Source organism: Nocardia sp. (genome assembly GCF_025465275.1).
In the GTDB taxonomy this organism is placed as follows: domain Bacteria; phylum Actinomycetota; class Actinomycetes; order Mycobacteriales; family Mycobacteriaceae; genus Nocardia.
This window is the reverse complement of sequence record NZ_JAODNK010000062.1, coordinates 81,582-95,724: the sequence shown is the minus strand read 5'-3', so window position 1 is coordinate 95,724 and position 14,143 is coordinate 81,582. Positions and strand designations below refer to the sequence as shown.

Annotated in this window: 13 protein-coding genes; 6 read left to right on the top strand and 7 right to left on the bottom strand. The window is 66.4% G+C overall.

Going from position 1 to position 14,143, the window contains the following annotated elements; translation table 11 throughout:
• Window positions 1-9 precede the first annotated feature (9 nt).
• Both JWN03_RS13970 and JWN03_RS13965 read left to right on the top strand, forming a co-directional pair.
• Window positions 10-1,200 (top strand): hypothetical protein, encoded by a 1,191-nt coding sequence (locus tag JWN03_RS13970; RefSeq protein ID WP_297614435.1) that lies wholly within the window; start codon window positions 10-12, stop codon window positions 1,198-1,200.
• On the top strand, window positions 1,197-3,410 hold the full coding sequence (locus tag JWN03_RS13965; RefSeq protein WP_297614434.1) for a GAP1-M domain-containing protein: 2,214 nt from the start codon (window positions 1,197-1,199) through the stop codon (window positions 3,408-3,410). The genes JWN03_RS13970 and JWN03_RS13965 overlap by 4 nt, the downstream gene beginning before the upstream one ends.
• 76 nt (window positions 3,411-3,486) lie before the next feature.
• On the opposite strand, the gene JWN03_RS13960 is transcribed toward JWN03_RS13965, so the two are convergent.
• Both JWN03_RS13960 and JWN03_RS13955 read right to left on the bottom strand, forming a co-directional pair.
• Window positions 3,487-4,989 carry a condensation domain-containing protein gene (locus JWN03_RS13960; protein ID WP_297614433.1) on the bottom strand — a complete coding sequence of 501 codons (1,503 nt, stop codon included), beginning with the start codon at window positions 4,987-4,989 and terminating at the stop codon, window positions 3,487-3,489.
• Between the two features lie 395 nt (window positions 4,990-5,384).
• Window positions 5,385-6,560, bottom strand: a complete 1,176-nt coding sequence (locus JWN03_RS13955) for a cytochrome P450 (RefSeq protein ID WP_297614432.1) — start codon at window positions 6,558-6,560, stop codon at window positions 5,385-5,387.
• A gap of 34 nt (window positions 6,561-6,594) precedes the next feature.
• Here JWN03_RS13955 and JWN03_RS13950 point away from each other — a divergent pair, with 34 nt between their 5' ends.
• Window positions 6,595-7,407, top strand: coding sequence for an SAM-dependent methyltransferase (locus JWN03_RS13950; protein WP_297614431.1), 813 nt, complete (start codon window positions 6,595-6,597; stop codon window positions 7,405-7,407).
• Window position 7,408: 1 nt separating this feature from the next.
• On the opposite strand, the gene JWN03_RS13945 is transcribed toward JWN03_RS13950, so the two are convergent.
• From JWN03_RS13945 to JWN03_RS13935, 3 genes are all read right to left on the bottom strand, one after another.
• Complete coding sequence (locus tag JWN03_RS13945) at window positions 7,409-7,846, bottom strand: hypothetical protein (protein WP_297614430.1); 438 nt, start codon at window positions 7,844-7,846, stop codon at window positions 7,409-7,411.
• A complete protein-coding gene (locus tag JWN03_RS13940; protein ID WP_297614429.1) occupies window positions 7,843-8,694 on the bottom strand; it encodes a hypothetical protein in 852 nt (283 codons plus the stop codon). Before JWN03_RS13940 ends, JWN03_RS13945 begins: the two co-directional genes overlap by 4 nt.
• Window positions 8,695-8,988: 294 nt before the next feature.
• Window positions 8,989-10,062: a polyprenyl synthetase family protein gene (locus JWN03_RS13935; RefSeq protein ID WP_297614428.1), complete on the bottom strand. Its 1,074-nt coding sequence runs from the start codon at window positions 10,060-10,062 to the stop codon at window positions 8,989-8,991.
• Between the two features lie 419 nt (window positions 10,063-10,481).
• On the opposite strand from JWN03_RS13935, the gene JWN03_RS13930 reads away from it, so the two are divergent.
• Window positions 10,482-11,690 carry a UDP-N-acetylglucosamine--N-acetylmuramyl-(pentapeptide) pyrophosphoryl-undecaprenol N-acetylglucosamine transferase gene (locus JWN03_RS13930; RefSeq protein ID WP_297614427.1) on the top strand — a complete coding sequence of 403 codons (1,209 nt, stop codon included), beginning with the start codon at window positions 10,482-10,484 and terminating at the stop codon, window positions 11,688-11,690.
• Window positions 11,691-11,722: 32 nt separating this feature from the next.
• Here JWN03_RS13930 and JWN03_RS13925 read toward each other — a convergent pair whose 3' ends face one another.
• Entirely contained in the window at window positions 11,723-12,253 is a 531-nt protein-coding gene (locus tag JWN03_RS13925; RefSeq protein ID WP_297614426.1) for a PaaI family thioesterase, read from the bottom strand.
• Between the two features lie 54 nt (window positions 12,254-12,307).
• Here JWN03_RS13925 and JWN03_RS13920 point away from each other — a divergent pair, with 54 nt between their 5' ends.
• Entirely contained in the window at window positions 12,308-12,787 is a 480-nt protein-coding gene (locus JWN03_RS13920; RefSeq protein ID WP_297614425.1) for a winged helix-turn-helix transcriptional regulator, read from the top strand.
• Window positions 12,788-12,872: 85 nt separating this feature from the next.
• A complete protein-coding gene (locus JWN03_RS13915; protein WP_297614424.1) occupies window positions 12,873-13,223 on the top strand; it encodes a ribosomal subunit interface protein in 351 nt (116 codons plus the stop codon).
• Between the two features lie 20 nt (window positions 13,224-13,243).
• On the opposite strand, the gene JWN03_RS13910 is transcribed toward JWN03_RS13915, so the two are convergent.
• The gene (locus tag JWN03_RS13910) at window positions 13,244-14,119 is read right to left on the bottom strand and encodes a helix-turn-helix transcriptional regulator (protein ID WP_297614423.1); all 876 of its coding nucleotides are present in this window, start codon (window positions 14,117-14,119) and stop codon (window positions 13,244-13,246) included.
• Between the last annotated feature and the right edge of the window lie 24 nt (window positions 14,120-14,143).

Sequence of the window (14,143 nt, the reverse complement as noted above, 5' to 3'; positions counted from 1 at the left end):
GCATCCAGCGTGAGAACCGTCTGCCTGAACTGCCTGAACGAATTCACCTACGACCGCGAGCGCAATCGCTGGTACACCGTCATCCGCCAGCGCAACGGCGGCCACGCCAAGCAGATCGAAACCTATTTCGACAAGCTGAATCTGCGCTGCCCGAACGGATGTGAGATCGATCCGGTCATACTCGACCATCCGACGAAGGTGATCGGCTTCGTCGGCGAATCGGCGTCCTCCAAGAGCCACCTGATCGTCTCCATGATCCACTCGATGATGAACGATCCGACGCTCGCCGCCCGGTTTTCCTTCATCGTCTCCCCCAAATCGGCGAGCCTCTGGACCGCCCTGGAGGCCCGCCTCCTGGAACGCCGCGCGCTCGACGCCACCGGGCCGCGACGCATGGCAATGGAGCAGACCCGCCTTGTCGACGGCATCTCCACCTCGACGCAGCGGCATACGCAGGGTCATACCTGGGCCGGGTTGGAGCAGCGCAAACCCCTGCTGGTGACGGTGTATTCGGTGCACACCGCGAGCGCCGTCAATCTCGCCTTCATCGATGTGGCGGGTGAGGATATTGCCGACGGCGCGGTCGCCGCCCGGGTGAGTCCGCACTTGGCGGTCGCTGATTTCCTGTGGTTCGTGGTGCCCTCGACGCTGAACAAGCAGTATCTGGCGCTCATGCGGGAACAGGCCGATCCCGACGATCAGGAGAGCCTGGCAAATGTCGTCGAACATTCGCAGACCGTCGGCCGCACCACGCTCATGATCGATCAGATCGCCAAGCTCTGGCGGGCGGCCAACAGCTACCCCATCCAGCTGCCGATCGAACCGCCACGGGTGCACGTCTCGACCATTGTCGCCAAGACCGATCTGCTGTCTCTGATCGATCTGCCCGATCTGAATATGGTTGCACCACCGTCGAATTGGTCGGACAGCCCGGTGAGCAGCAATGGCTCGGGCAACTCCTACGATCCGGTCCAGATCGTGCAGCGCAGCGAGATCACCAGAAACCTGGTGCGGCGGCTGTTTCCGGCCGTCGATTCGGCGCTGTCCATCCACTTCCCCTGGAATATGTACTTCCCGGTCTCGGCGGTGGGCTGCGGAAAGCGAAGCAATGGCACGTATCCGGTATTCAAGCCGTACGGCGCCGCCGATCCGGTGGTCTACATGCTGGACATGATCGAGGAACTACGGGCGTACCGATGACAGGATTTCCGCAACTGCTGTGCGGGTGGGCACTGGTCAATCTCGAATCATCCGGCGCCGGAGTCGGTGTCGTGGCGCGGTCCGGAAACTGGCCTGCCGCACTGGGTTCGACTGTGCGCGAGCTCGGCTCGCTGGTGACACTGCCCGACGGCGAATACTCGGCGGCACCCGAATCTTTTGTACTGGAATTCCGGATCGCCCGCGGTCTGGCGGTCGCGGGTCTGAAGACGCCGTCGGATGTGCGTCCGGGCACCTGCATCACGCATCTCATTGCGGGTGAATGCGGTGCGCTGGACGGGATTACGGCCTTGTGGCTGCACGAGTCCGGCGAATTGCGGACGTCGTTGAACGGGTCGGATTCCCCGAACGAGCACTGGCCACCGGCCGACCCCGCACCGGAACCGGACGAGCAGATCTTCGCCGCCGCGACCGCGGCCGCGCTCGTGGACCCGTGGCTGCCGGTGCTCGTCGGCTCGGTGCTCGCACACCTCGCGGGCCAGGGTCCGGGAATCACCCTGCATGTCGCCGGCGCCCGGGACGCCGTCACCATGATGAAGGCGCTGTACGGGATCCTCCCGCGAGATGCCTTGCGGGAGTTGACATTCTCGACCGGACCCGGCCAGCCGTCCGAAGCCCTGTCGATCGTGACCGCCATCGGCCGCGACACCCCGCCGCCCGATCGCGTCACCATCAACCCGGACAGCTCCGCCGAAGAACCCGGGGACACCTACCAGAACCTCGGCCGGACCATTGTCGAGCACCGCCGCGCCGGTATAGCGCTGCCCTCCGAACTCGCGACCGTGCACGAAATCCGGCAGTGGTGCTACCAGCAGCACCTGCGCACGGTCGATCCCGCACTGCTCGACGATGCCCAGCTGGTGCAGGTGATCACCGACCCCGGCCTGGCCCCGGAGTGGTTCGACGACACCACGATCGCCCGGCGCGCGATCCATCTGGCTCTCGACAAGACCGGTGTCACCTCAGCATTGGCGCATATGGACCACCTGCCGAGTGTGCGTACCGCTTTCGAACAGACGCTGATCGAGTGCGTCATGAACGACAATCGCCGCCGCAACCGCGCCACACAGGTCGCCCATCAGCTCGGCTTCGATATCAGCGAAGTCGTGACCGCCTCGGCATTTCAGCGGCTCGAGACCGGCACGCTCACCGCGAGCGATGCGAAAACCGTATGGCCGCAGCTACAGCACGACTGGACCACCGGCGAAGCCGCCGATCGGAGCCTGGTTGTCGAACGGCTGCAACAACATCGCGCCCTGCGCGAGTTCACCATCGGATCCCGCGATCGAGCCCTGGTGTACGAGACGGTACGCGCCGAGATCAATGATCCGGCCGTGCACACCGGCAGCAGTCAGCTGCTGCGCAGCGCCATGTACACCCATCTGCCGATCGTCGCGCAGCTCATGGTGAACGCCTCCTGCACCAGCCGCGACCGCTATCTCCTCGAACAGCTCATGGCCTGTGCGCCGGCTGATCGCCTGGCGCCGTTGATCACCGAGTGCATGCGCTATACGGGCGTTGACGCCTTCGAACTCATGAAGGCCGTCACCATTGTGCGCGCGGAACCGGCGGAGCTGGTCGAAGCGCTACAACCCGCATGGCCCGCACTGCGGCGAACTCTCGGCCTGCCGCAGGCATTGGAGACCCTGACCGTGCTCGATGCCGAGCAGCCGGAACCGACGCGTTCTCGGCTGCGCCACAGTATGTTCCAGCGCAGCCGGAACAGGGGCAGTTGGACGAAGGCCGAGGTGTCCGGCATCATCCACGCCGCCGACGACGACCCGCTGATAATCGAGGAGAACTTCGAGATCCTGCGCGCCGCAATCGATTCCGATATGGAGTTCGTCGCCGCCTGTATGTCGGGCCGATCCACCACCGCCGGTGGCGCGCCGGTGCTGCAGCAGATTCTCGGATGCGTATCGCGCGAGCAGCTGCCCGCCCTGATTACGACCTGCGCCCGGCAGCGCGATCTCGAACCGCTCACCCTGCTGCATGCGGTCTGCGCGCTGGAACCGGCCACGGAAGAGCTGGTCACCGTCCTCGCAGGCGGATGGCCCTACCTGCGTATCCATTTCGACCTACCGCGCCGCATCGCCAATCTGGTGAGCCTGGACCCCACCGCGGCCCATCCCCCGCGACTACAGCCACTCGAACGGCCGAAGAAAGCGCGGCGCACGCTGTTCGGGCGCTGAAGTAGTTCGTGTGGATCCCGGCCAAAAGCATGCCGGCATGACGAGGGGCTACAGCACGCATGCTCAGAGATGCTGTTCAGCAGGAGGTGGGGCGGGGGCGGCCGGCGCGGCGGCTGCGGCGGCGCGGGGCGCTGTCCAGTAGCGGGGTGAGGGGGCCGTCATAGCCTGTGGCGATCAATCGCACTGTGGCGTGGAACTTTTCGACGAAGCGCTCGGCGGTCTCGCGGTCGAACAGTGCGATCGGGTAGAGGAAGGGGCCGTCGATGCCGGTGGGCGCACCGGTGTGGTCGTAATGCTCGGTGAGCCCGAACTCCAGATCGTGTTTGGCGCGCACCACGCCGGTCGGCACCTCGGTCACCGTCAGCCCGCGGCCTGCCACCGCTCCGGGCGTATCGGCCTCGGCGCGCTGCAGGATCAGGGTGGCTTGGAAGAGCGGGTGGCTCGGGTCCTGCGGGAGGCAGCGCAGCAGCCGGGGATTGGAGGTATCCGGATTCGCGAAGGCCGCCAGCGCAACCCGGCGGACCTGCTCGAGCAGTTCGGTCATATCGGCGGCGCGGTCCAGGCGGATGCGCATGAGGACGTCGTCGGCCAGATTGCCGACAATATCGGCGAGCAGCGGATCATCCCGACCGGAGACCGCGGTCGCCACCGTGACATCCGACGATTTCGCGAGAGCCGCCACACTCACCGCGAAGGCGGTCTGCAGCATCATGAAGACACTCGAACCCGCCCGCCGTGCGCGGCACAGCAGATCCCGGTGGATATCGGCGTCGAGCCGCACCTGAACGAGATCCCCGGCGGCCTCGCGGTGGACTGAACATGTTCTGTCATAGGGCAATTCGAGCGGCATGGGGCGACCGACAAGATTATTGGCCCAGTACCGCAGCTGGGTGCTGGCCCGGCTGCACGGATCCTCGTACGCGCCCAGGTACTCGTGCTTCCACAGCGTGTAGTCGATGTAATCCACCGGCAGCGGCGGCCAGGCGGGCTCCTGCCGCGCGGTCCTGGCCCCATACGCGGTGACCAGATCCCGCAGCAGCGGCCCGATCGAGGCGCCGTCCAAGGAGATGTGGTGAATCACCAGGGCCAGCACCACATCCCGCGCGCCGAGCCGATAGACGCGAGCCCGGATCGGCACCTCGGTGGCGAGATCGAAGGCGTCGCCGCTGAATTCGGCGAGCCGCTCGGTGAGCTCCCCCGCGAAGCTGTCGACCACGGCCACCTCGATCCGCGCCACATCGGCATCCATGACCACCTGGATGGGCCCGCGCGCGGTGGCCGGATAGCAGGTGCGCAGCGGCGCGTGCCGCCGCATCACATCGTCGAGGGCTGCCACCAGCGCGGCAATATTTACCGCCTGTCCACGAATACGAAACGCACGAGCAACATTCCAGTCAGCCGAGTAGCCGGCGGCGGCCGCATGCCACATGCGTTCCTGGGCCGGAGCCAATGGGATTTTCGGTGCGCGTGGCATGCGCCGCAAAGGCTTCGGCTCTGCCACAATTTCCAGGAATTCAGCGACGTCAGCGGGTTTACGACGCACCACCGGGCTCGTCCAGGCAGCAACCGGTAGGGACATTGACGCCGTCCTCTCAGCTGCCGTGCATGCAGATCACCGCCGCCCCAAATATCCGGCAGCACTGCAGGACGACGGTTCGGCCACCGTAGCAAAGGCGAGGCTATTCCGGGCGGTCAGAAAAGAGACACAGACCACTAGGGGATGAACGTTTAGCAAGCCCCCGGAAACCTGGGCCCGCGTACAGAACTGAGCGCTTGCCCGAGAACGCCCTGTCATCCCGGCATGGTGTGGCCGGAATCCATGGTGGATCCCGGCCAAAAGCATGCCGGGATGGCGAGAGGTGCCGCAGTGCACGCGCTCAACGTTTTGCGAAATCCTTGTGCCGGAGCGCTACCCGAGCCCCATCCCGAGCCCCATCCCGAGACCGAGCCCGCGCCTGAGCTCGGGGGCCGCGCTCAGCGGAGGGTGACGGTGGTCGGCAGGCTTGCGAAACCGCGATTGTTCGAGGAGTGGATGCGGCGCAGGCCCGCCTCGTCGATCTCGTAGTCGGAGACGGCGGCGGCGACCTCCTGCAAGGCGATACGCAGTTCCAGCAGCGCCAGATTCGAGCCGAGGCAGCGATGGCGGCCGCTGCCGAAGACCAGCGAGGCAGTGGTGTCGCGATCCAGATCGAAGGCGTCCGGATCGGCGAACACCTCCGGATCGCGATTGGCCGCACCGGTGAGCAGCAGCATGCGGGCGCCCGCCGGGATATCCGTCCCGTGCAGCGAAATGGCTTCGGTGGTGGTGCGCAGCGCGCTCTGCGTCGACGGATCCCAGCGCATGGCCTCATCGATCCAGTCCTCGACGCGCCCGTCCAGGGCGAGGCGGCGCTGATCCGGGTGCAGCCAGGCCGCATGCCAGGCATTGCCGAAGGTCAGCATGCTGGTCTCGATACCGGCCCCCACGAGCAGGATGAGAACGCCGACAATCTCCTCCGGCGTCAGCCGGTCGTCACCGTCGGCGGCATCGAGCAGCCCGGAGAGCAGATCGTCCCGGCGCTCCTTACTGCGTTCGATGGTGAGCTCGGTGTAGTAGCCGACAAGTGCGCCGATGGCCTGCATGGCCTCGGGCCGCAGATCGGCAGACTCCTCATCGGTGTACATGATCTCCATGCCGAGCTTGCGAATCATTTCGCGATCGGCCTCGGGCACGCCGACCAGTTCGGAGATCACATCGGTCGGGAACGGGCCCGCGAAATCGGCCATGAGATCGAAGCTGCCGCGCTCGAGCAGCGGGTCCAGCACGCCGCGCGCGATCTCCCGTAGTCGCGGGGCCAGCGACTGCACCCGGTGTGCGGTGAAGGCGCGGGCCACCAGACCGCGCAGCCGGGTGTGCTTGGGCGGATCCATGGCGACGAAGGAGAAGAAGTGCTCCGCCTGCGGCCCCCAGAAGGCGGGCTCCATCCGCAGCCCGTTCACGCTGGAGAAACGCTCCGAATCCCGGAGCGCGGCCAGCACGTCGGCATGCCGGGAGAGCGCCCAGAAATCGTCGGTATCGCTGCGGTAGACGGGAGACTCGGTACGCAGCCTGGCATAGTGGGGATACGGATCGGCGTGAACTTCGAAGTCGTATGGGCTGTAGCGCGACATGAGCAAACACTAATCGAATTGGATTGGGAGCGTAGTGAACTCGGAATCGGCAGCGGAGCGGATCGACACCACCAAACCGCATCCGGCCCGTCGTTACGACTATTGGCTCGGCGGTAAGGACAATTTCGCCGCCGACCGCGAGTCCGCCGACGCGGTCGCCGAGGCCTTCCCGACCGTCCGGCTGGCCGCGGTGGAGAACCGCAACTTCCTGCGCCGAGTGGCCGCGTACCTGACCGCCGAAACCGGCATCCGCCAGTTCCTGGACATCGGCGCGGGCCTGCCCACCGCGGGCAATGTGCACGAGATCGCCCAGGGCATCGCCCCCGAATCGCGCATCGTCTACGTGGACAACGACCCCATCGTGCTGGTGCACGCGCGCACCCTGCTCGACAGCTCCCCCGAGGGCGCGACCGCCTACCTGGACGCCGACCTCCGCGATCCGGAGCGGATTCTGTCCCATCCGGATCTGCTGGCCACTCTGGATCTGAACAAGCCGGTGGCGCTGATGCTGGTCGCCATCATGCACTTCTTCACCGACGACACCCGCCCCTACGAGCTGGTGCGCACGCTCTGCGACGCGCTGCCGCCGGGCAGCCACCTGGTCATGTCGCATGCCACCAACGACTTCCTCGACGATGAGGACCTGGCGCGCACCAGCGAGGCCAATCTGCGCAGCGGAGTTCCCTTCCAGCTCCGCTCCAGCGCCGAGTTCGCGAAATTCTTCACCGGATTCGAAATGGTCGCGCCGGGCATCACCTCGGTGACGGCATGGCGGCCGGATGAATGGCGGCCGCATCCGCGCGCGGAGGCCGTCTCCATGCTCGGCGGCGTCGCGCATATCTCGTAGCTCAGAGCCGGCCGACGTCTTTCAGTACGCGCCGGGCTTGCGCGAACAGCATGCCGACATTCACGGTTTTGCGGCAGACGACGACGATGACCACATCTTCGCGACTCTCCGTGCGTACGAACAGGTGCGTCAGGTTATCGCTGTTGACCAGAATCTCCTGGAAATAGTGCCGATCCAATCGGACTCCGCGGCGCTCCTTCCAAATGTCCTCGATCATCACCACATTGCGGCCCTGGAACAGATCCAGGGTTGCCGCGGCGAGCAGATCGAGTACCTCCTGCGGATGATTGTCGACGGTCTCGACGGCCAGCAGCATTCCGGTGGTCATATCGATCGCACCGGCGGCCAGGCACTCCGGGACTTCCGATCGCAGGGTCTTGACCAGAACTCCGATTCGGTCGGACAGACTTCCAGGACCTGTCGCGTTCGAGGTATTCATTGTGTCCTTTCTGATTTCCGCACGATGGCGGTCCGTTGATAGGCACGGGTGGCGGGCTGCGGCGGGCGGGGCGGCAGTGTGTCATTGATGCCGCTGGCCCCGCGGCGGCGGCGCGGCAGCATCGATCTGACGGCGCCGCCGCGCGCGGACTCGGCCGCCTGGGGTTGCGCGCGCTCCAGGGCGGTGATGCCGATGAGGTCGGCATCGAGCATGCGGACGACCTCGACCGTCACCGCATACAGGCTGCGGCACAGCAGCATTGCGATATCCCGGCAGCTGCGGCGGCCGTTCACCCACAGCAGGATCTCCTGCCGCTGTGCGTGACCGGGGACTTCGAGAGCGCTGCCCGGACCGCTGAGCACCGCGCGACCGCTGTCGGTGAGCACCAGGTGATTGCGATGCGGGGACACTCGGCCGTGTGCCAGCGCGATCAGCCGCCGATCGGTCTCCTGCAGCAGCCAGGCCGGCTCGACCCCGGGTTCCCGGTCGCCGGGCTGATCGGCGGCTTCGGGCAGGTCGTGCCAGCTACAGTCGGCGACCCAACCGGCGGTAATGGCGAATGCGCCGTCGAGCGCCGCCATGAGGGCGACCACGCGCAGGTCGGCCGCACCGGCGCAGACGCGACCGGGCCGCGAAAGTAGTTCGCGCACACCGGGTGCGCCGGGCGAATCGACCGCGACAATGTGGCCCTGCCGGAAATGCAGATCGCCGCCCGGTTCACCGGCCACGCGCAATAGTCCGGTATGTGCGGATGTTGCGGCATTCACCAATTCCCGCACCAATTCTCGGGTGGATTCCCGACCGAGCGCCGGCAATGGCCCGGACTCGGCGAGAGGCCCCGTCGTCATGGTGGAACTCCTGAGAAAATGCAGCACGAATAGCGAAAAACACACGCCCGGTACGTATTTAGACGGCGACTCGTATCGTGCCGAGTTACCGCGTGCTGGATATCCTGACAGTCCAGTAGTTTTGGAGCAACGGAATCCGGTGAATTGATTACTAAAGTCCCATGGCGAAGTGTCAAGCGGGCTTACTGCAAAAGTTTGCGGAAAAGCCTTGTCCAGCAACAAATACCGCCCGGTCGAATTCTCGACCGGGCGGTAAATGGAACAAATAGGACACTGCCGCGTGTGCGCTATCGATCAGTGGTCGCGCTCGACCACACAATCCGCGAGCTGCATCAGATCCTTCGCACCGCCGCCGTACCCGGCGATACACGATTTGGCCGCCCGCACATGGCGGATCGATTCGGCCTGCGCCCAGCGCCTGCCACCGGCCCGAGCGATCAGATCGGCGGCGCGCACGGCGGACCGGCCGTCGAGCGGCTCGTCCGAGCAGTACAGCTCGGCGAATTCGCGCCCGGCGGCGGTACCCGATTCGAGCGCCACCACCACCGGCAGACTTCGCTTGTGCCGCAACAGGTCATTGCCGACCGGCTTACCGGTGCGTGCCGGATCGCCCCAGATGCCCATGAGATCGTCCACCAGCTGGAACGCCACGCCCAGTTCGCGGCCGAAGTGATCCATCGCCTCGACCTCCTCCGGCCGGGCACCGGCGCAGAGCGCACCCATGGCACAGGCGCAGCCGAGTAGCGCGCCGGTCTTGTGCTGCAGGGTCTCCAGGCATTCGTCCAGTGTCACTTCAGTTTTCGTCTCGGCGGCACAGTCGGAGTGCTGACCCAGGCACAGTTCGATGACGGCCTCCTCCAGCCGGGCGATACCGGTCAGCGCAGCGACCGGAGCTCCCGCGAGCGTCCAGATCGCCAAGCCGTGCATGGCATCACCGGCGAGTACGGCATCGTCGATGCCCCAGACCCGCCACACCGTGGGGCGGCCGCGCCGCATGTCATCGCCGTCCATCACGTCGTCGTGGATGAGCGTGAAGTTGTGCACCAGTTCGATGGCGGCCGCGGCATGCACGGCCCCTGCCGACCACTCCGAATCCCCCCGCTGACCGGCGGCCCGGGCGGAGGCCAGCACCAACGCGGGCCGCAGCCCCTTACCCGATTCGGCGACCGCCGCGACGCCGCCGGCATTCCACCAGCCGAGGTGATACCCGATCGGAAGCCGTAGCTCCGCGGGCAGCGTATCCACCGCCGCCCGCAGCAGCGGTTTCGTCAATTGGTGTGCACGAGAAAGGATCTGCGCCGCCCCGTCGCCCCCTTCCCAGGGCATTCCGGTATCGAATGCGGGATCTGCCGCTGCCGACGAAGTCATGGCCACCTCCGGTTACTCTTCGAAAACGTTGTCGCCGAATTGATCTCGTGGTCAACGAGTCGGGGATTCCTGGGGCGAAAGGCGAGGGGATCGCTCGAGGTGCGGAGGAGCCGGCGGGGACCACGTGCAGGCCTTCATGCGCGGGCCCTCTCGCTGGACGGATTGCACTGCTTACTGCACCACCATGATCCGAATCACATTCATGGTAAAGGCCCATTGGCTGATAGCCAACACCTCGCAATCTCCGCAGACCGACCAGTACCTGCACGAGCGACCATCGGAACCGGCATCGGGATAACCTGAGCCGGACGTGGCACCGGCCCCGCAACGGCGGAAGTCACCGCTCCGACAGCACATCGTTGCGCCGCGCACCCTTTCGGGTGTATTGCACAGCAACCCACATTCAGGAGGCTCGACACATGCCCGATCCCGCACTCGACCGCGCCACAATTTTGCGGCGTGTCGGCGCGCACCGCGCCGTTCGCGTGATTGTCGCCGGCGGCGGCACGGGCGGGCACACCTATCCGGCGGTGGCGGCCGTTCGGGCGCTGCGCGATCTGGTCGCGGAGGCGGGTGCGACGGCAACCGTGCTGTGGGTCGGTACACCGGACAGTCTCGAGCAGCGGGTAGCCGGCGAGAACGAGATCGCCTTCACCGGAATCAAAGCCGGGAAGCTGCGGCGTGATCGCAATCCGCTGCGCATGCTGAACGCCGCCAATGCCAAGGATGCCGCGCGGGTGCCGTTGAGCGTGCTCACCGCTCAATCGGTCGTGCGGCAATTTCGCCCGGATGCGGTGCTGTGCACCGGCGGTTATGTCTGCGCGCCCATCGGCATGGCCGCGGCGCTGCGGCGACGGCCGCTGGTGATTCACGAACAGACCACCGGCATCGGCAAGGCGAATCAGTTGCTGGCACGCGCGGCCGATCGCATTGCGCTCAGCTCCGCAGCCTCCGTCGCACTGTTGCCCGCGAAGGCCCGCACCCGGGCGCTGGTCACCGGCAACCCCATTCGGCCCGAGCTCACCACCGGCGATCCGAAGGCAGCCGCACCCGCACTGGAGTGGACCGGCTACTCCCCCGAGCTGCCCACCGTGTACATCACCGGTGGCGCACAGGGTGCGGTGCAGATCAATGACCTCATCGCGGAAATCCTGCCGGAACTGCTGACCGTCGCCAATGTGATCCACCAGTGCGGACGGCTCTCCTACGATCAGGTGCGTGAGCGCGCCGCCGCGCTTCCGGCAGAGCTGCGCGACCGGTATCTGGTCCGTGATTTCCTCGGCGCCGAGCTCCCCGATGTGCTGGCCCTGGCCGATGTGGTCGTATCACGTTCCGGTGCAGGTACTCTCGCCGAGCTGACCACCCTCGGCAAGCCCTCGGTACTGATCCCCTACCCACATTCCGTCGGCGGTGAGCAGATCCGCAATGCCCGTATTCTCGCCGAGCAGGGCGCGGCGCGGGCGCTCATCGGCGAGGAAGCCACCGCCGCCGGGCTGCGCACGGCGCTGTTCGGATTGCTCACCGAAACCGATTCGCGGAGCGCGGTTTCCGCCGCCGCTCGCGCCATGGGACATCCCGACGCCGCCGAACACCTCGCGCTGGCGGTGCTGGACCTGGCCACCCGCTGACCCGAAACCTGCTCAGCGACAACGCCGGTGGATCAGCCGCCGAGAATGAGGCAGGTGCTGGTGGCGGTGGCCAGGACGGCGCCGTCCGCATCGCGGACATCCGCTTCGGCGAAGGCGACTCGCCGGCCCGGCTTGGTGACCCAGCCGCGCACGATCAGCTCACCGGTGTGGGCATGGATGGGGCGCAGATAGTTCACCTTGATCTCGATCGAGGTGTAGCCGACATTCGCGGGCAGCGTCGTATGCACGGCGCAACCCGCCGCGGAGTCGAGCAGGGTGCACGCGACGCCGCCGTGCACCAGGCCGATCGGGTTGTACATGGATTCGTCCGGGGTGCAGGCGAAGACGATCTCGCCGGCGCTCGCGCTGACGGCCCGCATACCCAGCAGGCCGCCGATGGGTGCGCCCGGGATTTCGCCGTTCGCCATGGCGGTGAGGTACTCCAGCCCGGTGCGACCTGGGGCTGCCTCGAGCGCGACCTTCGGGTCGTGCCAGTACACGGTCTTGCTGCGCAACTCACCCCAGGACTCGGAGGTGGCGGCCGGTTCGGTCGTGATCGTCATGGACTCGACCCTAACACCCTGAGTTCATAATGCGAATGCAGATATACTCGGCGCATGGCACGGAACTGTTCGGTGGCGGCCGCACTACAGGTGATCGGCGAGCAATGGGCGCTGCTCGCATTGCGTGAGGTCTTTCTCGGCGTTCGCCGGTTCGACGCCATCCAGGAGGCCACGGGCGCGCCGCGCGCCGTACTCGTCCGCCGGCTGCGCACACTCGTCGATGCCGGCGTGCTGGAACTGCACGACTACCGCGAACCCGGCTCCCGCACTCGGCAGGAGTACCGCCTCACCGAAGCGGGCCGGGAGCTGCAACCGGTCCTCACCTCACTCATGCAATGGGGCGACAAGCACCTCGCCGGACCCGGCGGACCGCCGCTGTCGGTCACGCACACCGAATGCGGGGCCCCCGTGCGCGCGGTGCTCTGCTGCGCCGACGGCCACCAACTCTCCGATACCGGCCGGGACCTCAGTCCTGTTGTCAACCGGCAAAACCCGCTGCGCACAATACCTTCCGGCAGTGTTGTTGACGAGTGACGTTCACAACCGACTGATCGGCCCGAAAACAGGTAGTGTCGGAGACGTCAGCAAGTACTCGGCTATTCCAGAGTTTGGAGATGCCATGCAAATCCAGGTCTTCGCCGACAAGCACATCGGCGGCAGCGCGCCCCTCATCGAGCAGGCGCAGGACACCATCGGATCGATCCTGACCTATTACGCGGACCATCTCACCCGCGTCGAGGCCCACATCACGGATGTGAACGGCCACAAGGGCGGATCGGAAGACAAACAGTGCAATCTCGAGGCGCGGCCCAAGGGGCAGCCTCCGGTGGCGGTCCGGCACCGCGCGGCGACCGTCGAAGAGGCGTATATCGGCGCCGCCGAAAGCATGGCTCACCTGCTCGACAGCCGATTCGGCCGGCTACACCACACCAAGGGCGGGGAAACCATCCGCCACATGGCCGCCCGCTGAGATTCCGGGCACACCGAAACTCACGGCAATAGGCCCAGGCGGCGAGCTCGTACCACCGCTTCGTGCCGGGTATGCGCGCCGAGTTTGGTCATGGCACTGCGCAAGTAGCTCTTGACCGTCTCGGCGCGCAACGAAAGCCGCAGCGCCGCTTCGAGATTCGTGCAGCCCAGGGCGACCTGGGCCAGCACGTCGAGCTCCCGGGGCGCGAGCGTCACCTCTTGATCGGGGTCCGCCACACCGGACACCAGTCGCGCCAACCGCTCCGTGACATCCCGTAATTTGTTGCGCGCCTGCGCATCGGAGACAGTGGGGGTGATGCCACGCAATTCCGCGTGCAGATCCCGGAGCTGTTCGGCGACCATCACATCCGCACCGGACAGCAGCTGTGCCTGCGCCACCTCGTGCGCCAGGCGCAACCGCACCCGCCGATCCACCTCGTCGCGGATCGCGAGCTCCACGCTCAGTCGACGACCGGCCTGCACCATTTCATCGGCGATCCGGTCCCCGATCGGACCGGACTCCCGATTCGCGACGTACAGCACCGCGCGCGCCTCACCACTCACCACCACCGGCACCGCGACCACCGCGCGCAAACCCTCACCGAGCACCGCGCCGTCGTACTGGTGGGTGATCGTCGAGGCCGATCGATAGTCCGCCACCGAGCGGGGCTTACCGGTGGCGACCGCGCTCCCGCCCAGTCCGGAACTCGGCGCCACCGCCAAGCCCCGCATACGGTTCGTTCGCGTCCCCACGAACTCGCTGAGCACCAGCGTGCCCGCGTGCACCGCACCGCCGAACACCACCGGCGCGCTGGACAGCGCGGCGAGCTGCCGCAGCTCGGACCGCAAGGCGTCGCCGTCACGCGGACGCAACAGCCCCTCGGGGGTCTGACTCATCGGGTACCCCTTTCCGGGGGTAGT